Annotated in this window: 19 protein-coding genes, 5 pseudogenes and 1 other annotated feature; of the genes and pseudogenes, 16 read left to right on the forward strand and 8 right to left on the reverse strand. The window is 50.3% G+C overall.

Annotated features, from left to right (window positions below; genetic code table 11):
* Positions 1 to 6 precede the first annotated feature (6 nt).
* From phoU to JCM2765_RS12355, 6 genes are all read right to left on the reverse strand, one after another.
* Positions 7 to 684 (reverse strand): phosphate signaling complex protein PhoU, encoded by a 678-nt coding sequence (phoU, locus tag JCM2765_RS12330; protein ID WP_054737001.1) that lies wholly within the window; start codon positions 682 to 684, stop codon positions 7 to 9.
* A gap of 11 nt (positions 685 to 695) precedes the next feature.
* On the reverse strand, positions 696 to 1,451 hold the full coding sequence (gene pstB / locus JCM2765_RS12335; RefSeq protein WP_054737002.1) for a phosphate ABC transporter ATP-binding protein PstB: 756 nt from the start codon (positions 1,449 to 1,451) through the stop codon (positions 696 to 698).
* A 22-nt stretch (positions 1,452 to 1,473) separates the two neighbouring features.
* Complete coding sequence (gene pstB / locus JCM2765_RS12340; protein ID WP_054737003.1) at positions 1,474 to 2,271, reverse strand: phosphate ABC transporter ATP-binding protein PstB; 798 nt, start codon at positions 2,269 to 2,271, stop codon at positions 1,474 to 1,476.
* A gap of 7 nt (positions 2,272 to 2,278) precedes the next feature.
* On the reverse strand, positions 2,279 to 3,166 hold the full coding sequence (gene pstA, locus JCM2765_RS12345; RefSeq protein WP_054737004.1) for a phosphate ABC transporter permease PstA: 888 nt from the start codon (positions 3,164 to 3,166) through the stop codon (positions 2,279 to 2,281).
* The gene (pstC, locus tag JCM2765_RS12350) at positions 3,163 to 4,086 is read right to left on the reverse strand and encodes a phosphate ABC transporter permease subunit PstC (protein ID WP_054737005.1); all 924 of its coding nucleotides are present in this window, start codon (positions 4,084 to 4,086) and stop codon (positions 3,163 to 3,165) included. The genes pstA and pstC overlap by 4 nt, the downstream gene beginning before the upstream one ends.
* 164 nt (positions 4,087 to 4,250) lie before the next feature.
* On the reverse strand, positions 4,251 to 5,147 hold the full coding sequence (locus JCM2765_RS12355) for a phosphate ABC transporter substrate-binding protein (RefSeq protein ID WP_054737006.1): 897 nt from the start codon (positions 5,145 to 5,147) through the stop codon (positions 4,251 to 4,253).
* A gap of 277 nt (positions 5,148 to 5,424) precedes the next feature.
* On the opposite strand from JCM2765_RS12355, the gene JCM2765_RS12360 reads away from it, so the two are divergent.
* The 4 genes from JCM2765_RS12360 to JCM2765_RS18330 are packed head-to-tail and all read left to right on the forward strand — an operon-like array spanning position 5,425 to position 7,851.
* Entirely contained in the window at positions 5,425 to 6,126 is a 702-nt protein-coding gene (locus JCM2765_RS12360) for a winged helix-turn-helix transcriptional regulator (protein ID WP_054737007.1), read from the forward strand.
* Between the two features lie 45 nt (positions 6,127 to 6,171).
* The gene (locus JCM2765_RS12365; protein WP_054737008.1) at positions 6,172 to 6,633 is read left to right on the forward strand and encodes an NUDIX hydrolase; all 462 of its coding nucleotides are present in this window, start codon (positions 6,172 to 6,174) and stop codon (positions 6,631 to 6,633) included.
* Positions 6,630 to 7,526: a hypothetical protein gene (locus JCM2765_RS18325; RefSeq protein ID WP_225352091.1), complete on the forward strand. Its 897-nt coding sequence runs from the start codon at positions 6,630 to 6,632 to the stop codon at positions 7,524 to 7,526. The genes JCM2765_RS12365 and JCM2765_RS18325 overlap by 4 nt, the downstream gene beginning before the upstream one ends.
* Positions 7,527 to 7,545: 19 nt before the next feature.
* A complete protein-coding gene (locus tag JCM2765_RS18330) occupies positions 7,546 to 7,851 on the forward strand; it encodes a C39 family peptidase (RefSeq protein WP_225352092.1) in 306 nt (101 codons plus the stop codon).
* A gap of 272 nt (positions 7,852 to 8,123) precedes the next feature.
* On the opposite strand, the gene JCM2765_RS12375 is transcribed toward JCM2765_RS18330, so the two are convergent.
* A complete protein-coding gene (locus JCM2765_RS12375) occupies positions 8,124 to 9,215 on the reverse strand; it encodes a DmpA family aminopeptidase (RefSeq protein ID WP_054737009.1) in 1,092 nt (363 codons plus the stop codon).
* 15 nt (positions 9,216 to 9,230) lie between these two features.
* Positions 9,231 to 9,826 (reverse strand): annotated as a pseudogene (locus JCM2765_RS12380) (M15 family metallopeptidase).
* A 90-nt stretch (positions 9,827 to 9,916) separates the two neighbouring features.
* Between JCM2765_RS12380 and hisJ the strand changes: the two are divergent.
* The 12 genes and pseudogenes from hisJ (at position 9,917) to JCM2765_RS12440 (ending at position 20,045) form a co-directional block, all read left to right on the forward strand.
* Complete coding sequence (gene hisJ, locus JCM2765_RS12385; RefSeq protein ID WP_054737010.1) at positions 9,917 to 10,750, forward strand: histidinol-phosphatase HisJ; 834 nt, start codon at positions 9,917 to 9,919, stop codon at positions 10,748 to 10,750.
* A gap of 421 nt (positions 10,751 to 11,171) precedes the next feature.
* Positions 11,172 to 11,434, forward strand: a binding site (T-box leader).
* A gap of 94 nt (positions 11,435 to 11,528) precedes the next feature.
* Positions 11,529 to 12,668, forward strand: a complete 1,140-nt coding sequence (locus JCM2765_RS12390; protein WP_054737011.1) for an ATP phosphoribosyltransferase regulatory subunit — start codon at positions 11,529 to 11,531, stop codon at positions 12,666 to 12,668.
* Between the two features lie 4 nt (positions 12,669 to 12,672).
* Positions 12,673 to 13,298, forward strand: a pseudogene (gene hisG / locus JCM2765_RS12395) (ATP phosphoribosyltransferase).
* Positions 13,298 to 14,580: pseudogene (gene hisD / locus JCM2765_RS12400) on the forward strand (histidinol dehydrogenase). The pseudogenes hisG and hisD overlap by 1 nt, the downstream one beginning before the upstream one ends.
* An 11-nt stretch (positions 14,581 to 14,591) precedes the next feature.
* Entirely contained in the window at positions 14,592 to 15,176 is a 585-nt protein-coding gene (hisB, locus tag JCM2765_RS12405; RefSeq protein WP_054737012.1) for an imidazoleglycerol-phosphate dehydratase HisB, read from the forward strand.
* The gene (gene hisH / locus JCM2765_RS12410; RefSeq protein WP_054737013.1) at positions 15,177 to 15,803 is read left to right on the forward strand and encodes an imidazole glycerol phosphate synthase subunit HisH; all 627 of its coding nucleotides are present in this window, start codon (positions 15,177 to 15,179) and stop codon (positions 15,801 to 15,803) included.
* Entirely contained in the window at positions 15,781 to 16,509 is a 729-nt protein-coding gene (gene hisA, locus JCM2765_RS12415; protein ID WP_054737014.1) for a 1-(5-phosphoribosyl)-5-[(5-phosphoribosylamino)methylideneamino]imidazole-4-carboxamide isomerase, read from the forward strand. Before hisH ends, hisA begins: the two co-directional genes overlap by 23 nt.
* Positions 16,499 to 17,257: an imidazole glycerol phosphate synthase subunit HisF gene (gene hisF / locus JCM2765_RS12420; RefSeq protein WP_054737015.1), complete on the forward strand. Its 759-nt coding sequence runs from the start codon at positions 16,499 to 16,501 to the stop codon at positions 17,255 to 17,257. The genes hisA and hisF overlap by 11 nt, the downstream gene beginning before the upstream one ends.
* Positions 17,254 to 17,574, forward strand: a pseudogene (gene hisI, locus JCM2765_RS12425) (phosphoribosyl-AMP cyclohydrolase); the annotation flags it as partial. The gene hisF and the pseudogene hisI, both read left to right, overlap by 4 nt.
* Positions 17,575 to 17,589: 15 nt before the next feature.
* Positions 17,590 to 17,910 (forward strand): phosphoribosyl-ATP diphosphatase, encoded by a 321-nt coding sequence (gene hisE, locus JCM2765_RS12430; RefSeq protein WP_054737016.1) that lies wholly within the window; start codon positions 17,590 to 17,592, stop codon positions 17,908 to 17,910.
* 12 nt (positions 17,911 to 17,922) lie between these two features.
* Positions 17,923 to 18,997 (forward strand): annotated as a pseudogene (gene hisC, locus JCM2765_RS12435) (histidinol-phosphate transaminase).
* Between the two features lie 187 nt (positions 18,998 to 19,184).
* Positions 19,185 to 20,045 carry an AraC family transcriptional regulator gene (locus tag JCM2765_RS12440; protein ID WP_054737017.1) on the forward strand — a complete coding sequence of 287 codons (861 nt, stop codon included), beginning with the start codon at positions 19,185 to 19,187 and terminating at the stop codon, positions 20,043 to 20,045.
* Positions 20,046 to 20,145: the final 100 nt, after the last annotated feature.

The raw sequence follows: 20,145 nt of genomic DNA on the forward strand, positions 1-20,145 counted from the left end.
CGACAGTTACTCATCCTCAGTATGCCGTCCCTGATTCAACTCAATAATCTCGCCGGTCTGGTCATAAACCACTTCCTCAGCCAAGTTAACGATACGGTCGCCAATTCGTTCCAATAGTTTCACAACGAAGAGGTAGCTTGTCCCTGCCTGTGCAACGTTGGTGTCTTGTTGCATTGCCGAAATGACAGCTTGGCGGATAGCGTCAAATTGACGGTCAACTTCAATGTCGCGAGCGGCAATGGTCTTGGCTTTATCGGGGTCTCTAGCTTCAGATGCGGCTAACGCATCGGCCAGCATGTTCCGAATGAGTTTGCTGAGCACTGCCAATTGCGCTTCAATTTCATCGATTCGGTGCGTGCCCTTCACCCGGATCGTTTCCCGGGCAATACTGGTGGCGTGGTCGCCGATACGTTCGAGGTCCGCGCTGGATTTTAAAATTGTGATCACGTTGCGGAAATCGTCGGCAACGGGTTGCTGGAGGGTCATCAGAGTCAGGGCCTGTTTCTCCAAGTCAACTTCACTACTGTTAATTGATTGATCGTGTTGGATAAGAGCCTGAGCTTCGGCCTTATCATGATCGATGTAGGATTGGGTCGCCTTGAAAATTTGGTCACTGACCGTGTTGCCCATGACAGTCAACTGCGTCGAGAGTTGTTTGAGTGCTTCCGTAAATAAATTGTTCAATGAAATCGCTCCTAACCGAATTTGCCGTTAATGTAGTCGCTTGTTTCTTGGTGCGCGGGTTGGGTGAATAGTTGGGATGTCAGGTCAACTTCAATCAGGTGACCATCCAGCATAAATGCCGTACGGTCCGCGATTCGCGAGGCCTGCTGTAAGTTGTGGGTCACGATAATGATCGTGTAGTCTGACTTCAGCGCCAGTAACGTTTCTTCGATTTGGACGCTTGAAATCGGGTCTAACGCACTGGTGGGTTCGTCTAATAAGATGATATCTGGTTGCACCGCCAGTAGCCGCGCGATACAGATCCGTTGCTGCTGTCCACCGGAAAAGGACATGGCGTTTTTGTGCAGGTCGTCTTTGACCTCATCCCAAATAGCGGCTTGACGGAGTGCTTGTTCAACGCGTTCATCCAACTCAGCCTTCTTAAGTGATGTGTTCAACCGTAGCCCATACGTCACGTTCTCGTAAACGGAAAACGGAAAGGGGTTGGGTTGTTGAAACACCATGCCGATTTGGCGACGCAGGGTCACGAGATTGGTGTCGGGGGCGTAGATTTCGGTCCCCTGAAAGTTAAAGCTTCCGGTAATGCGGATATTTGGAATCAAGTCATTCATCCGGTTAAGGCACCGTAAATAGGTGGATTTGCCACAACCAGACGGGCCAATCAAGGCGGTGATGCTGTTGTCATCGTAGGCGAGGCTGACACCCTTCAAGGCCTCTTTTTCACCGTAGTAGAGGTGCACGTTGTTCGTGGTTAAAATTGCGGTCATAGCGACCTCCTTGTCTGAACCGTTAACCAAAGTTACCGGTTACGTAATCGTGGGTGATTTCAAGTGTTGGTTTTTGAAAAATGGTGGTGGTGTGGTCAAATTCTAGAACGTGTCCTAAGTGGAAAAAGGCGGTGTACTCACTGATTCGTGACGCCTGTTGCATGTTATGGGTCACGATGATGATCGTGTAGGATTGGGCCAGATTTTTAAGCGTCATTTCAAGTTTCGCCGTTGAAATGGGGTCGAGCGCACTGGCCGGTTCGTCTAACAATAAAATATCGGGTGCCATTGCCAGTGTCCGGGCGATACAGAGTCGTTGTTGTTGCCCACCGGAAAGTGAAAGGGCGCTCCGGTTCAGGGAATCCTTCACTTCATCCCAGAGCGCGGCTTCTTCTAAGCTTCGTTGAACGCGTTGGTCCAGTTCGGCTTTATCCGTGATACCGTCAGCCTTTAACGCAAAGGTGATATTATCGTAAATCGATTTCGCAAACGGATTGGGTTGTTGAAAGACCATGCCGATATGTTTGCGAAGCTCATAAACGTTGATTTTAGCGGCGTTAATATCCGTATCGCGATACATAATTTGGCCGTTTACCGTGGCGATGCGGTCGTTCATTCGGTTTAGTGACCGCAGATAGGTGGATTTACCAGAACCAGAGGCACCAATCAGCGCTGTGATGGTGTTTTGCGGAAACTGCAAACTGGCATCAACCATTGAGCGGTGACGGCCACCGTAAAGCACTTCCAGGTCGTGGGTCGCTAGCGCAATGGGGCCAGTTGGTGCGACAATGTGGGTTTTCGTTAAATCGTAGTTATCCATAGTAGCCTCACTTACTTCCCGTTAACTTGTTGTAAAGGTGGTTCCCGAACGCTCGAGCGCCTAAGTTAAATAGTAGAATGACGATGATCAAAACAGCAGACGCCCCGGCCGAAATGCTGACGGCATCCGGTGTCACGCCCTCCGTGTTGACCTTCCAAATGTGAACGGCCAACGTTTCGGCGGGACGCATCGGGTTCAAAAAGCTATCCGCACTAGTAGGATTCCAATTCGTGTAATCCAGTAAGGGTGCACTTTGACCAGCGGTGTAAATCAGCGCAGCGGCCTCACCGAAGATTCGACCAGCGCTTAGAATGATCCCGGTCAAAATACCGGGAAGCGCCACGGGCAAGATGATGCCCCGAATCGTTTTCCAGTTAGAGAGCCCCAGCGAAATGCCAGCCTCCCGTTGACTGTCAGGAACGGCGTGCAGCGCGCCTTCAATGCTTCGAACGAGTAAGGGTAAATTAAAGAACGTCAGCGCGATGGCACCAGATAAAATCGAAAAACCAAAGTGAAACTGAATCACGAAAATTAAGTAACCGAAGAGTCCAACCACCACGGATGGCAGTGAACTCAGCACTTCGATGGCGGTTCGAATCAGCCCAGTCGTCCAGTTCTTAGCGGCGTATTCGGAGAGGTAGATTGCGGCGCCAAGGGCCAGCGGAAATGAAATTAAAAGCGTTAAAACTAAGAGGTACAGTGAGTTAAATAACTGGTCGCGAATCCCGCCACCAGCACTAAACGAAGCGGCAGGTGAGGTCAAAAAGTGCCAACTGATGTGTGGTAAACCACTGATCAGAATGTCACCAAGTAAAAACAGCAGAATAAGGACAACGATGGCCACTAACGCGTTAATGAGCTGCGTAGCCAGTTTGTCAGTTTGATGTGAGGTCATTGATCAAGAGTCCCTCGCTTTCCAATGAATCGAATTAAGAGGTTAAACACTAGCGACATGATCAACAAAATGAAGGCGAGTGACCATAACGCGTTGTTGGGTAGGGTACCCATCACGGTATTGCCGATTTGGGTCGTTAATTGACTAGTCAGTGTTGAAGTTGGTGAAATTAAGCTTTGTGGCATCAAAACCGCGTTCCCAATCACCATTTGAACGGCAAGGGCTTCACCAAAGGCACGCGCCATCCCGAAGATAATGGCGGTTAAAAGCCGTGGCATCGCGGCTCGTAAAATCACCTTGTAGATGGTTTGAAACCGGGTTGCGCCCAGTGCCAGCGAGGCCGAACGCAGATAAGCCGGAACCGCTCGGAGTGCATCAACGGAGAGAGAGGTGATCGTCGGTAGGATCATCACGAATAAGACGATCGTACCGGCTAAAATCCCTGAGCCAGTACCACCCAATAGGTTGCGAATCATGGGGACAACCATGGTCAACCCGATGAACCCGTAAACGACTGAGGGAATCCCGACCAGTAACTCGATGACTGGTTGGAGGAATTTAGCACCGTTTTTTGGTGCGATGTCGGTCATGAATAGGGCAACCGCAATCGCAAACGGTGTTGCAACCAGGGCGGCTAAGATCGTGACGCTAAACGAAGTGACGATCATAGATAACGCCCCAACTTGCGGTTGACCAGCTGCGTCCAACATGCCAGGGTTCCAAACGGTGTGGGTCAAAAAGTGCCAAGGGTTAACATGATTAACGGTAAACGTGGCGATCCCACGGGATGTAATGAAGTACAGGATGCTGACGACCAGAATGATAATGGCCCCGATACAGCTGTAGCTGATGAGTCGACCGATTCGATCCTGATGTGATGCTTTGGAGGATGAGGTGAGTCGTTTTTGAATATCGTCCATTGCAGACCTTCCTTATTAGGATGTCATCATGCGATAAGCGGAAACCCGGGTCAAAGGGCGCCCGGCTTTCCGCTTATTGGTGATGCACGTTTAGTTGCTGTTGAAATGTGAGGGACTTTGATCGGTTATTCAATCACGTCTCACACACGAGGGTTGAAGACGAGTTACTTAGTGACAACGTTTTGCGCGTTTTTAGTCACTTTCATATCGTGGATACTGATGTAGCCTAATTTCTTAACGAGGCCAGTTTGAACTTTTGAGCTGTCCATGTACTTTAAGAATTTGGCCGTTGCGGCGTTTGGTTCGCCCTTGGTATACATGTGTTCGTAAGACCAAATCGTCCATTTGTTGGTCGTTACATTGGCGTCAGTTGGTTTGACGTTGTCGATTGAAAGGGGCTTAACGCCAGCTTTGTTGACGTAGGAGAAGGCCAAGTAGCTGATAGCGCCAGGCGTACTTGAGACGATTTTTTGCACCGTTCCGTTAGAATCTTGTTCTTGCGCGGTCATGGCTTTTTTACCAGCTAAAACGGCGGCTTCAAAGGTTGCTCGAGTGCCACTACCTTGCGCCCGGTTAACGACTGAGATCTTTTGATCCTTACCACCAACGTCCTTCCAGTTGGTGATCTTACCAGTGAAGATGTCACGTAATTGCGCCATGGTGACGTTGGTCACGTTCACGTCCTTGTTGATGACGGGGGCCATGCCCACAACGGCAACCTTGTGATCGACTAATGTCTTAGCTTTAACGCCGGATTGTTGTTCAGCGAAGATGTCGGAGTTCCCAATCTGAACGGCACCCTGTTGCACTTGGCTAAGACCAGTACCAGAGCCACCACCTTGAACGGTTAAGTTAACGCCCTTGTTTTGAGCCTGATAATCCTGAGCCGCTTGTTCAACTAATGGTTGAAGGGCGGTTGACCCAACTGCCGTGATCTTAGTAGTTGGTGTCTTGTCACTTTCACTTGATTTTTTGCTTGAGTTAGAATTGCCACAACCACCTAATAATAGGCCGGCAACACTGAAGGCCACCAATGAACTGATCAACGTCTTTTTTTGCATGGTCGTTTCCCCTTTAAAAGTTATTATCCCTCAAGTCGGGATTTCTAAGTTACAGGCACAGTATAGAACCTCAACGTAAAGTTAATGTATAGGTTGTGTAAAAGTTTTGTAAATTGGGTTTTTTCTGCTTTCAGAATATGACATAACTAAGTAAAGATTTTTAAAATAAGGTTCAAAGTAACAAAATATGTAACGTGTAAAGACACTAATTGAAAAATGACTATGTTATTTGCGACTTAATAACAGTTCGATGACCCGAATGAAAAGAGGATCAAACATGGAACGCAAAATTATACTCATTAGTGATGACGTGATGCTGCGTCAGAACCTGCAACCCCTTGTTGCTGAGTGGCAGTTTATTAATAGTCCGAGGTTATTGCCAGACCTATTGCTTAACCGGGATAGCCAGTTGATGGTGATCCTAGATTTAGATCAGTACTACGCCACCACGACGCCATCGATCGACCTCGGCGTGCTGCGACAACAGTTTCAAGGCTTGCTGTTAGGGATTCACCGACAGGCACTTGCGGATGAGCTAGCCTGTCAGTTACTCGTCGCCTACCACTTCGATGATTTATTAGATTTAAGTCAGCCCAGTACGTTGCTGGGGGCGCGACTGCAGCAAAAGGTCTGGCGATATTTTCACCAACAAGCGGTTGTTCAACCATCGGCGTTGTTGGAGGTTGGGCCGCTTAAAATTGATTTTCAGCACTATGCGGTTACGGTCGATCAGCAACGGCTTAATTTAGGACCGATTGATTTTCGCTTACTGGTGTTCTTCATCCAAAACGAAAACGTGGTGCTGACTCGGGTTCAGATTGCCGAGGGGGTGTGGCGCAACGGCAAAGATTCAACGTTACGCTCAATCGATTCGCACATTAGTAAACTACGCAAGCTGATCGAGCGGGATGCCAAACAACCCCAGTACCTCAAAACGGTACGGGGGTTCGGCTACATTTTTAATCTGGCGCCGACTTAGAGTCTGCTATAATTGGGGTAATCTAAGTGATCGGGAGTGGTTTGATTGGCAGATTATATTCACGAGCTTCGCACATTAGTTGGGCACCGGCCGTTGATTTTAAATACGGCGGCGGGCGCGTTATTGGATGATCAAAATCGGCTGCTATTGCAGGAACGGGCGGATACGGGCGACTGGAGTTTTCCGGGTGGCTACATGGAATTTGGCGCGTCGTTTGCGGAAACGTGTCAGCGCGAGTATCTGGAAGACGCCGGCCTTGAGGTGGAACCAGTTCGGCTGATCAAGCTGTTCGATAAGGATTTTTACACTTATCCGAATGGTGATCAGACGCAGTTGATTACGGCGTTGTACCTCGTTCGGCAGACGGGCGGTCAGTTGCTGGACCACGTGACGGATGAGACGGTTCAGGTGAAGTATTTTCCGTTAGACGACCTACCACCGCTGTTTAATGACCAATCCGTGAAGATGGCGCAGGCGGTGATTGATGATGTGAGGGCACACGTATGAAATTAATTAAGCGGTTTAAGCAGGTTCGAACCGGTGTTGTCCGCCCAGTTGAAGGCAGTCGCATCGTGGACCGGTTGGGGCAGCTAGTGACACTGACGGAGTGGCAAGATCAGTTGACAATCAGTGCGGTGTATGAAGCGCCATATCAAACTTGGTATCAGACCCCAGCTGGGTTTATTGCAATGGGCGATGTGGTATTGTTCCCAGACATTCAGCTCCGATTGGCATTGGCGACAATTCAAACTGTTCAAGTGACCCAACCACGAGGTTTCACGGGCATTCGGATTACCGGTAAACTTGGGCGCCACCACCAGTTAAACGACCGGTTGGCAGTTGTTGCGCGGGTGGAAACGATTGATGGCCGATACTACGAAACCCCGGATGGCGAGTTGCTTCGGGGCGCTGATGTGTACGTGATTGGTCATAAAATGACGTTTACGTTTATGCCACAGCATCCAGCCAATATCCAAATTGTGACGCCAAGTGGCGCGACGGTCCGCGATGATTGCGGGAACGAAGTTGGCCATTTGTCGACTGCAACGATCGTACCAGTGTTGGCGGAAGTAACGGACCTATTCGGAGTCCACTACTACCAACTTGAAGCCCAACAGTACGTTGCCAAAACTGACACCGTTGCGCTGACCGGCACACAAGGTTGGCCACGGACCCAAACGGCGACCTATCGCTGTTTAAATGCCGAAAACATTAACCAAAACTTCTGGGGAATGCCCAACGGTTGCGAACCCGCGGCGTTACTGGAAGGGTTACATCTTAAAGGTCTGGTGTCGGAACTGGACTACCAAGGTTTCATTGATCAAGTCCCAGTTGCTGCAGATTATAACCCGTACCACGGATTTGGCGGTGCACCAGATGATAACGTGAAGTCGGTTTGAAGCGATTTTTCCCGATGCGTTGGTAAAATGGGGCCGACGATACGGCAAGGTTCGTAACGTTAGTGGGGCCACGATTTCGCAGTTGCTGGGCTGCTTGAAGCGCCGGAACCCAGTCGTGACCTATGTGACAGTTGGATTCGAGACCCCGGAAATGAACGTTTACCACTTTGGCAAGGCGTTGAGCAACAACCATGCCGTGTTGCTGGACGGTATTTCAGGCGACCTTGTTCACGTCTCTGACCCGATTGATGGCGCTTATTGGCTACCGCTATTTAAGTTTGCGATGGCTTATAATGCGCGGCATTGGGCGGTTGAGATTCTTTAGTGACACACAAAAAGCAGGTTCCGATGGTTGATCGAAACCTGTTTTCTATTTTGATTTACGTTTGTGTGCAGCGTAAGTGTGCGGAGCGAGACGGGTTGAGAGCAGTGTGTAAGGCGAGTCCGGTGAAGGCGCCCGGGCCTGACGGGTTTACCGGACTCGCCTTACATGCAGCTCTCAGTCTCGCGCAGCACCATTCGGCATGGTGGCCAGAAAGCGCTGATTTATATGCGGCTTTGGCGAGCGAAGCGACGAAAAACAGCCGACACCCCAATCTACAATCCCAATTTCGATTCCAACCGCTCTAAAGCCGGATCAAAACAATCCTGCTGATACTCATCAATCGCATCCTTCAAGCTCAACCGTGGCTGACCCTTACGATCGGTTATCGTGGTTGCATGAGTCAGCACACTGAGGACGGCTTCTTCAACAACCGAAACGGTCATGCGGAAGTAGCGGTCGAATTTATCATCGCTAATGGCCGCTTGCGTGGTGAGCTCAGTCTTTGGATAGTGGGCGATTCGGTTAGCGGTTGAGAAAGCGAGGACGATTTCGCCACTGCCGTTACCGATGAAGGCGCCGGTTCTGGTGATGCCGACGCTAGCCCGCTTGCTGATCCGGGTTAACTGGCGTGAGTTAAAGGGAATATCAGTTGCCAAAATGGTGATAATACTGCCCTTTTCCTTTTGCTTCTTGCTGGCTTTGTAGTCGGCGAGTTTTTGGCCGATTGGTTCATTGTAGATGTTTAAATCGCGCATGAAGCCGTAGTTGGAGAGCACGAGGGCACCCATCGTGAAGGGCTTACCGTCAATTTCAATTGTTCGGGAAGCTGAGCCGATACCACCTTTTAAGTCATAGGTGCTCATACCGACACCGGCACCAACCGTGCCTTCTTCAAAGGATTCAGCGGTGTTGGCGAGGGCGTTTTGAACGTCGGCTTCCGTGACGGAGATGTCACGGATATCGTTGATGTCGCCGTCGTTGCATTCCATGATCACCGGATTGACGGTACCGGTTGTGTTACCGATATCTGGGTTATCGGCGGTCATGGCTTTGACCAACGCAGTTTCGGCGGTACCGACTGCGAAGGTATTTGTCAAAACGATTGGTGTTTCGAGGGTGCCGAGTTCATTGACTTGGACTAAGCCGGTGCTCTTGCCGAAACCGTTGATGACGTGGGCGGCGGCTGGTAATTTGTTTAAGAAGACGTTGTCTTGTGCCGGTTTAATGACCGTGACGCCGGTGTTGTGGGTGCCGTCCTTGATGGTCGTTTGGCCAACCGTGACGCCAGGAACGTCAGTGATGAGGTTACGTGGCCCCGGTTTTGTGTCGCTGACCGGGTCGAGAAATGGTTGTGTTAAACCCATGAATAGGTTCCTCCTTTATTCAATTCGATAGTCGTTGGGATCGACCTGCATGGGCTCGTACGCATCCGCATCGTTGTCCATGAAATCCCACCATTCGTTCTCATAGCCGTGAAAATCGGCCTTGGTCATGATGGTGTTTAGGAGTTGATAGTACCGCTCCTGTTCGCGATTACGCGGATAGTTGCGTTTAGCACGATCCGAGAAGTCGTCAAATTCACTCTGCATGGGGAGCTCGTGACCCGCAAGGTCGGTGAGCGTCATGTCAAAAGTGACGCCCTTTTCATGACTATAGTTAGGATTGGGTTGCGCGACCCAGGTATCGTCCGGATAGACTTCATACAAGCGCTTTTGAGCGGTCGTTGGTCGGTAGGCGTCCCAGATTTTGATGCGGTACCCTGTGCTTTGAAAAGTTGGGCAGCGATACCTAATTTTTTAGCGGTGCCAATTCGAGCAACTGCAGTCGTGAAATCGTAGATGACTTGGCCGGTAAAATTATCGGTCGTCGCGTACTTAAGATCCACGATAATGCTGTCATCAATCTCTAGAAGGTTGATAAAACCGGGATCTGGTTTAATACTGTTTGCAACGGTGATGCTTGTCTCTCTTGCCATCGTGTTCCTCCTTTGGTTAAAATGCAATTCAGATACACTGTCCCAATTATAGCAAATGAAATCGGTTACGTTATAAAATGAGGTGAAATTATGAACAAAAAAGATGGTCATTCACATACGGAATTTTGTCCGCACGGAAGCGGCGATGACGTTGAGTTAATGATTCAAAAGGCAATTCAGTTTGGTTTCGATACGTACAGCATTACAGAGCACGCACCATTACCACCAACATTTCAGCAAGAGTACGCGGGTGAGTTAACGGGTTTAACTGAGGCCTCAATGGCGATGAGCGATTTACCAGCCTACTTTACAAAATGCCGGCAGATGCAAGCTAAGTATGATGATCAGATTCACATCAACGTTGGCTTTGAAGTTGATTTTCTACCACACCACGTTGACTGGACCCGCAACTTTTTGAACGAGTACGGGCCACAAACGACCGATAACGTGTTGTCCGTGCACTTTATGCAGGGAACGGCCGACAAGTTCTGGTGCGTGGACGATACGACTGGTGACTTTGATAAGGGATTGCTGACGAACGCGGCGGATGGCCAAGCGTTGTACCAGCAGTATTTCAAAGCCCTTCAAACGGCCGTGTTGGCTGATTTAGGCAAGTACGCGCCAAAACGCATCGGCCATATCACATTGATTCGCAAATTCCAAGATTACTTCCAGTTACCACGGACCTATGATGACGCGACGCAGGCTGAAATTGACCGGTTACTGAACCTGATTCATGATCAGGGTCGTGAACTCGACTACAACGCGGCGGGCCTTTACAAAGAATTCTGTAATGAAACCTATCCTAACTTGGGCATTGTTCGCCAAGCACAGGCCCTTGGCATTCCGCTGGTTTACGGGAGTGATGCGCATAGTATTGCTGAGGTTGGCCATGGGTATCATATGGTGATGGATCAACTGTAGGATGCTGTCGCTTGTGTCCAGCGTAAGTGTTGGGTGCAATTTGGGTGAAGACTGTTTGTCATCGCTTCGCTCGCCAAAGCCGCATGAAAACCGGCGCTCTCAGGCTACAAAATTCGGCGCCACTTAAACTGTTATTTCCAGGGTTCCTGAAGTTGTAAGAACTTGTCAACCACGCGCTTTCTGGCCACCACGCCGAATGGTGCTGCGCGAGACTGAGAGCTGCATGCAAGTCGACATCGGTAAAACCGCCAGGCCCGGGCGCCTTCACCAATGTCGCCTTGCACACTGCTCTCAACCCGTCTCGCTCCGCACACTATCGCTGGACACAAACGACAGTTAAATTAAAAATATTTAAGTAAATCTGTTGACAAATGAGAATTCACTTTGTAAACTGTACCCATACATTAAAACTAAATGACAAAATAAAGTTGTGATTAGAAAAAGTAGTAATTAGCCAACGCGAAGCGAGTCCGGGATGATGGGAACCGGATCGGTGGGGATTACGAACACACGTCTATGAACTGACAGCTGAATCAAGTAGGCTGCTCCGCATGTTTAGCGTTATCAGGGTTACCGTAACTGTTCTCGGTGGGATTAGACCGACGACTAGTTATTGGCAACGTAAGGTCGTCACTGTGAGGTGGCGGCAAATTGAGGTGGAACCGCGATTAAATCGTCCTCGTAACTAAGTGAATGCTTGGTTGCGAGGATTTTTGTTTTTCAGCGGTGCGCTGCGAACCTGATTTTGTCACAGTTATCGAAATGGGAGTGAGCGGACATGAAAAATCGAAATTTACCAAATGGGACCAGAGATGAGTTCGGCGTTCGAGCGGCTATCAAGGAAACCATTGCGTCCCAATTGTTTACGTTGTTTAAACAACGCGGCTTTGCCAAATTGACCACGCCGATTCTCGAATATGCCGATGTGTTCAAACCGCTGAACCTAGCGAACTACCGGCCATATCAATTATTGGATGAACAGGGTGAAGCGTTGGTGCTTCGGCCAGACCTGACGTTACCGGTTGCTCGGATGATGAGTACGACGGGGATCGAGTTACCGGCGAAGTGGTACTACAGCGGCGATGTGTTCCGGGTGAAGAAGCAACTTTCTGGGAGCTACAATCAACTCACCCAAGCCGGCATCGAACTCGTTGGTTACGCCAGCCTCAAAGGTGAATGGGAATGCCTCAAAATTGCCTTAGCTGTATGCCAACAAACTGGTATCACCGACATGACCTTGGAACTGAGCGATGCGCGGTTCATCGAAGGGGTGCTACAAGCCTTACCGATTCCACTGCCAACCAAGCAAGCGTTGAAGAAGGCGTTGTTTGACAAAGACCTGACCCGCTACAATCAGTTGATCACGCCGCTTACGGATACCGCGTTTGAAGCATTTTTAGCTGAGTGGCCTTGGTTGTTTGGCGACTTTGACAGCGTGATGCAGGTCGTTGGGACGTTACCGGAGATTGCGACTTTGAAACCAGTGATCGATGATTTGAAAGCAACGGCGGGCTTCATTCGCACCCAATCACCTGACCAACAAGTGGTGCTCGACTTGAGCATTCCGTCGCCGCAAAGCTACTACACGGGAATGGCTTTCCGGGGGTACACGCAAAATGCCGCGGATTACCTGTTCAGTGGTGGACGTTATGACGACTTGCTGACAAGCTTCCAGCAGGTGAAGGAACCAGCCGTTGGTCTCGCCTTCGATGTCGACGCCTTAGCCGACCGGATGCCGGAGCCCGAAACGCCGCAGCAAACCTTGATCTACTTCGAGGAATCGCAGTGGCAACTGGCAGAACAAACGCTTCAAACAACGCCGAACAGTTCACTGTGTTTGGCAGACAGCCGCGAAGAAGCCACGCGCATCGCCGTCAGCACCAACAAACAACTCTTAGACTTAACGGAAAGTAGGTGAGGTTATGCCAATCAAAATTGCCCTAACGAAGGGCCGGGTAGAGCAACAAGTCGTGCCGCTGATAGAAGCCGGTGGCATTGATTGTAGCGGGATCCGCAACAAGGGTCGACGCTTGATTTTCGATGAAGATCCGGTATTTGAAACCATCTTAGTCAAGGGGCCGGACGTGCTGACCTACCTCAACAACGGGTCAGTGCAAATCGGCATCGTTGGCAGCGACATCTTAGCTGAGCAAAACAATCCCCAATATGCCATGTTAGATTTGGGGGTTGGCAAATGCCGCTTCGTGCTCGCCTCCACCCGAGACTTCAATCCGCAACAGGTCCGCCGGAAGATCATTGCCACGAAGTACCCGAACATCACCAAGCGGTATTTCCAAAGCATCGGCGAAGACGTTGAAATTATTAAGATTGAAGGTCCGTGGAACTGGCGCCGCTGATTGGCTTGGCGGATGCCATCGTCGACATCACCGAAACCGGGACGACGTTGAAGGAAAACGACCTGCACGTCTACGCGGAATTACAGCCCGTCAGCACCAAGCTGGTGGTGAACCGCTTAGCCGTTAAGCAGTACCGCACCGAGATCCGCAACTTTATTGATAAACTACAAACCTTAGGAGTGAACGCATAATGAAAATTTTAAAAGACCAAACCTTAGACCAATTGCTTGAACAAGTTGACCGTCAAACTGACCAACAAGCTAACCAACCCGAAGTTGAAGCCACCGTTGCTGGAATCATCGCAAACGTGATCAAGAATGGTGACGCCGCCCTCAAAGAATACAGCCAAAAGTTCGACAAGGTTGAACTCGACAGCTTACGGGTGCCACAAGCTGACATCGATGCCGCTTACGAAAACGCGGATCAAGAACTGATCGACGCCTTAAACTTGGCGAAGCGCAACGTGGTCAGCTACCACGAAAAAGAAATTCAAAACGGCTTCGTGGACGCTGAACAACCCGGTGTTGTCCGTGGTGAAAAGATCACGCCATTAGCCGCCGTTGGCTTGTACGTGCCAGGTGGGACAGCTGCTTACCCATCATCAATTTTGATGAACGTGATTCCCGCTAAGTTAGCCGGTGTTGAAAAAATCGTCATGGTCACCCCACCACAAAAGGATGGTATCGGCCAAGCCGTATTAGCCGCCGCTAAGGTTGCTGGCATTGACGAAGTTTACCAAGTGGGTGGCGCACAAGCCATCGCTGCTTTAGCATACGGGACTGAAAGTATCCCACGTGTGGACAAGATTACCGGTCCTGGGAACATCTTCGTGGCCGTTGCTAAGAAGCAGGTCTTCGGCCAAGTTGATATTGATATGATCGCCGGTCCATCTGAAATCGGTGTGATTGCGGATGACAGTGCTGACGCAAGCAACGTTGCCGCTGACCTGTTGTCACAAGCTGAACACGACAAGCTCGCCCGGCCAATGTTGGTCACTCCAAGCCTCAAGTTTGCGGAAGCTGTTAGTGCTGAAATCGACGAACAGTTGAAGACCTTACCACGACAAGAAATCGCTAGTGCCTCAGTTGCTAACAAGGGCTTCATCGCCGTAGTTAAAGACTTAGACGAAGCCTTCACCGTCATGAACGCCATTTCACCAGAACACTTGGAAATTGAACTGGAAGACGCCATGCAGTATTTGAACCAAATTAAGAACGCTGGTCCGTGTTCTTAGGCTTCAACGCCTCTGAACCCGTTGGGGATTACGTTGCCGGTCCTAACCACATCTTGCCTACTGGCGGGACTGCCCGGTTCTTCTCACCACTTGGGGTTTCGGACTTCGTTAAACGGATTCAATTTGTGACCTACAGCAAGGCTGCTTTGAAGCGTGAAGAAAAGGCTATCACTAAGTTGGCCCGGGTCGAAGGCCTTGAAGGTCACGCTCGCGCCGTTGAAGCTCGGTTCAAGGACTAAGGAGCGATTAGATGAGACAAGCAACGATTAAACGTGATACCAAAGAAACCCAGATCGAACTGAGTTTAAACCTAGATAACTATGACACGATTGATATTGACACTGGCATTGGTTTCTTCGACCACATGTTGGACGCCTTTGCCCGCCACGGCCGCTTTGGTCTGGTGGTCAAAGCCAACGGTGACCTGGACGTGGATCCGCACCATACCACAGAAGATGTTGGCATCGCCCTTGGGATGGCGTTGAAGGAAGCCCTTGGCGACAAAGCAGGCATCGAACGCTTTGGTGAAGCCACGATTCCACTGGACGAAACGTTGAGTCGGGTGATCGTTGATTTATCCGGCCGGGCCTACTTGGTCTTCAACGCGGAATTTACCAATCCTAAACTGGGTGGTTACGATACTGAAGTAACCGAGGACTTCTTCCAAGCCTTCGCCTTCAACGCCGAACTGAACCTCCACGCGGAAGTCCTGTACGGCCGGAACACCCACCACAAAATCGAAACACTGTTTAAAGCACTGGGCCGCGCAACCCGCGCAGCCGTCACGCTGAACCCGGAGATCAAAGGGGTGCCATCGACCAAGGGAGTGATCTAGATGATCGTCATCATTGACTATGACACGGGGAACACCCGCAACGTGAAAAATGCCTTGGATTATCTGGGCATCGATAACGTGCTCTCCGCCGATCCCGCAGTGATCGAAGCGGCGGATGGCCTGATTCTTCCCGGGGTTGGCGCCTTTAAGAAGGCGGTTGACGCGTTAAACGAACGCAACCTGATTGATGTCATCAAACGAGTTGCCGGTAAGGGTGTGCCCATGTTGGGCATCTGCTTAGGCATGCAGCTGTTGTTTGACCGTAGTTTTGAATTTGGTGAAACCGCTGGGCTGGGTTTGATTCCCGGCGATGTGGTGCCATTCCCAACTGACCTAGGCATCAAAGTGCCTCACATGGGCTGGAACCAAAATCAGGTCACGCAGGCGGATCCGATTGCTAACGGTTTTGACCAACAATCGACTTACTTCGTTCACTCGTACTACGCAAAGACGGCACCGGAAAACATTCTGGCAACCGCAGATTACGGCGTGACGGTGCCTAGCATCGTGCGTCGCGGCAACGTCATCGGGATGCAATTTCACCCCGAAAAGAGTGCCAAAGTTGGCCTGAACGGACTTAACGCATTTAAGGAAGTGGTAGCACATGCAGATTATTCCCGCAATTGATTTAAAAAACCAACAGAGTGTCCGCTTGTACCAGGGAGACTTTGACCAAACAACCCTGATCGCTAACGATCCAATTGAACAAGCCAAGCAAATCGAAGCAGCTGGCTTGACCCGGTTGCACCTCGTTGACTTGGACGGCGCCAAGACTGGTCGGCCGGTCAACCGCAACCTGATCGAACAGATTTGTACCGAAACCAACCTCAAAGTGGAAGTGGGGGGCGGTATCCGCACCCTCGCTCAAATCAACGGCTACCTCACGAGCGGGGTTAACCGGGTGATCCTGGGTTCCGCTGCGTTGACCAACCCTGAGTTGGTGCAACAAGCCATCGATCAATTTGGTAACGACCAAATCGTTGTCGGCATCGATGGTAAGGATGGCCGAGTTGCCATTTCCGGCTGGCTGGAAGAAAGTGACGTCACGATGGCAACCTTGATGTCGTCAATGGTGGCCTTCGGCGTTGTGAACTTCGTCGTCACCGACATCGAAAAGGACGGGACGTTAAGCGGACCAAATACCGCGTTGTTGACCGAACTTCAAACGGCCTTTCCAACCACTGAAGTCATTGCTTCAGGTGGTGTGACCACGGCGGATGACTTAAAGACGCTGGCACAATCCGGTATCAAAGCCGCCATCGTCGGCCGAGCAATGGCCACGGGTGACTTACCGCTCGCAACCTTAGCGGAGGTGGCCGCCGATGTTAGCTAAACGAATCATTCCCTGCCTGGACGTGGATCATGGCCGGGTGAAGAAGGGCGTTAACTTCGTCAATTTGACGGACGTGGGCGATCCAACCGAAATTGCGGCAGCTTACGAGGAACAGGGCGCGGATGAGCTAGTCTTTTTGGACATTACCGCAACCAATGAAAAACGCAAAGCCATCGTGGATACGATTGAAAAAGTAGCCAGTCAGGTGTTTATGCCACTGACCGTTGGTGGTGGGATTCACAGCGTTGATGATATGCAACGGCTGTTGAAAGCTGGTGCGGACAAGGTGGCGGTGAACTCCGCTGCCGTGACCAACCCTGAGTTGATCACTGAAGGCGCCGAAAAATTTGGTAGTCAGTGTATCGTGCTTGCCATCGATAGTAAGTGGGATGCTGAGGCTGGTCGTTACGTGGTTTACGTGAACGGTGGCCGCAAAGCGACCGACTTAGACGTCATTGAGTGGGCGAAACAGGGCGTGGCCGCTGGCGCCGGCGAATTGCTGGTGACCAGTATGGATAAGGATGGGACTAAATCAGGCTTTGACCTGAAACTATACCAGGCCTTAACTGCCGCTGTTAACGTGCCGATCATTGCATCGGGTGGCTGCGGTAAGTTGGAACACTTCACCGAGGTATTTGACGAAACCGACGTTGACGCTGCTTTGGCCGCCTCCGTGTTTCACTTTGGCGAACTGACGATTAGTGATGTGAAACAGACGCTTAGAGAGGACGGAGTGATCGTACGTTAAAACCGAATTTTGAAGGGGCCGCGGACGGTTTGATCCCCACCATCGTGGTGGATGATAACACCGACCGGGTGCTGATGATGGCGTACATGAACGCTGAAAGTTACCGACGAAGCCTTGAGACGAAGCAGACCTGGTTTTGGTCTCGTAGCCGGCAAGAATACTGGCACAAGGGCGAAACGAGTGGTAACACACAAGCAATTGTAGCGATGCAGATCGACTGTGACGAAGACACGTTGCTGGTGCGGGTGATTCCCGAAGGCCCTGCGTGCCACACCGGGCACACCAGCTGCTTTTACCGCGATATTGAACTGGACTAACGAAAGAGGGATACTATGCAGGATTTAGACGAACTGTACCAATTAATTTTAGACCGGAAGGCGAACCCTAAAGAAGGGTCGTACACGGATTACTTGTTTACAAAGGGCTTAGATAAGATCTTGAAGAAGGTCGGCGAAGAGTCTACCGAAGTCATCGTGGCTGCCAAGAACGACAGTGACGACGAGTTTATCTACGAAGTGTCCGATTTGGCTTACCACATTCTCGTGTTGATGGTTGACCGTGGCATCAGCGTTGATCAAATCAAACGTGAACTGGCCGAACGCGAAGGCCTCATGAGCAAAACCAAGGAACGACGCGACATTCAAGAGTTATAAGGAGGGGTCGACATGGTCAAACAAGCCATTTCAAAGTTAACGGCGTACACGCCAGAATTAACGCTGGCTGAATTAAAACAACAACGTGGCCTCGATAAGTTGGTGCGGTTGTCGGCGAATGAAAATGCCTTTGGGACCTCGCCTAAGGTGGGTGAAGCACTCCGGGCCTGGAACTTTACGGATGCCAACCGTTATCCGGATAGTAACGTGAACGGATTACGCCAGCTGATTGCGGCACGGTTGAACATTGATCCAGCAACGCTGGTGTTTGGCGATGGGCTGGATGAGATCATTCAACTGCTCTCGCGGACGTTATTGCGCCGGATGATGAAGTGGTCTTGACCCGACCAACCTTCTCAGAGTACGCATTGCACGCAGCGATTGAAGGTGCCAAGTTGGTGGACGTGCCTGCAACCGATGCCGGGGAAACCGATTTGGATGCGTTAGCTGCTGCGGTAACGGATAAAACCCAGATGATTTGGCTCTGCAACCCTAACAACCCAACCTCGACGTATACGATGCGAGACGCCATCGAAGCCTTTTTGGCAAAGGTGCCAGAACGGGTAACGGTGGTGGTTGATGAAGCTACATCGACTTCGTGACGGCCGAGGCCAATCCATCGGCGTTAGCGTTGATGTCAAAATTCAGTAACCTAGTTGTGCTGCGGACGTTCTCCAAGGCCTACGGATTAGCGAACTTCCGCGTGGGTTACGCAGTGGTTGCGCCAGCGTTGGCCAGCACGTTGCAGACGGTTCGGTTGCCGTATAACTTAAGTAGTTTTGCGGAAATTGCGGCCGAAGCGGCCTACAAGGATCAAGGCTTTGTGGATCAAGTTGTGCAGACGATTGCGGCTGAACGGGAGAAGTGGACGGCGTTCTTGACTGAACAGGACGTTACCTTCTATGAACCGCAGGCTAACTTTATCTTTATGCGAATCGAAGGCGCTGCTGACTTAGCCGAAAAGTTGCTCCAAAACGGTTACTTAGTCCGAACTGGTCTAGGTGATGAGTGGCTCCGAATCTCGATTGGAAAGCCCGAAGATAACCAAGCGGTACAGCAAATAGTTAGTGAATTTTTGCAAAAATAAAAATATTAAAAAGCTATAAGTCCTATGGTTAATGGATTTATAGCTTTTTTAATATCAGTAAATTTTGTGAAAAATTTGAAGGTCAAACAGTGTGACTCTTGACGAAATCATGTTATCATAAAGGTAATTCAACAACCGAACGTTAGATTTCTAACGAAAAAGTGGCGTTGACGAGGAGGAATACCGTATGACACAGACCGCATATCTGTCGCTGTCTTGCTTACCGTTGCCGACCTTTATTGAGGGCCGGCACATTGACTTAACTGCGGATGCTGGCAAGCAGAATCAGGTGCATTTGGAATACTTTGTGTTTGCCTTTGTGCGCCAGGGACAGCTCATGATGGTCCAAGACGGGGTGGAACAACAGGTCAATGCTGGCGAAGTCTTCATTATGATGCCGGGTCATCACAAGTACGTGTGGTGGGCCAAATCGGGAAAGGTAGCGCTGGACTGGATCTACGGCTACGTTGCCGGTGATTGGCATGTGCAGGCCGGGTTAACGCCGGCTAAAAACTCAATGAAGTCACTGATGCTCCATCCGCCAGTACCCGTTCAGACGCTGTTTTTGATGCAGCGGCGGGCACTGAAGGAACCAGACGCGATTTATAAACTGGTCGATCAACTGGTTTCCAAGGAATATAACTGCCAATCAAAGCAGTTCTTTGAATCGCAACAACTCTTCATCCAACTGTTGGCGAAGTTGCAGGCGCAGGATAATGCACAAAACGAACTGACACAGTTGTCGCTGTCGATTCAACAGTACTTAAAGAAGCATTTCCGCGACAAAATTACCGCAACAACGTTAAGCAACCACTTCGACCAGCGGGCCAACTACCTAGTAAGAGTGCTCCGTCAAACCATCGGGCTTTCTCCAGCAGAGTTCTTGATGCAGTACCGAATGGAAGAAGCGGCGCGGATGTTATTAAACACCTCGGCATCGATCGCAGACGTTGCGGTTGCCGTTGGTTTTCAAAATATTTACTACTTTTCGACTTCGTTTAAGAAGTATACTGGGTTGTCGCCGAGCCGGTATCGGGCGCAGGAATAGAGCGTGAGGAGAAGCGGTTAGAGAGCGGCGTATAAGGGCGTTCCAAGTGAAGCTACCGGTTTTGGGTAGGTTTACTTGGGACGCCCTTATACATAGCTCT

Source organism: Secundilactobacillus similis DSM 23365 = JCM 2765, from assembly GCF_001311075.1.
GTDB lineage: Bacteria > Bacillota > Bacilli > Lactobacillales > Lactobacillaceae > Secundilactobacillus > Secundilactobacillus similis.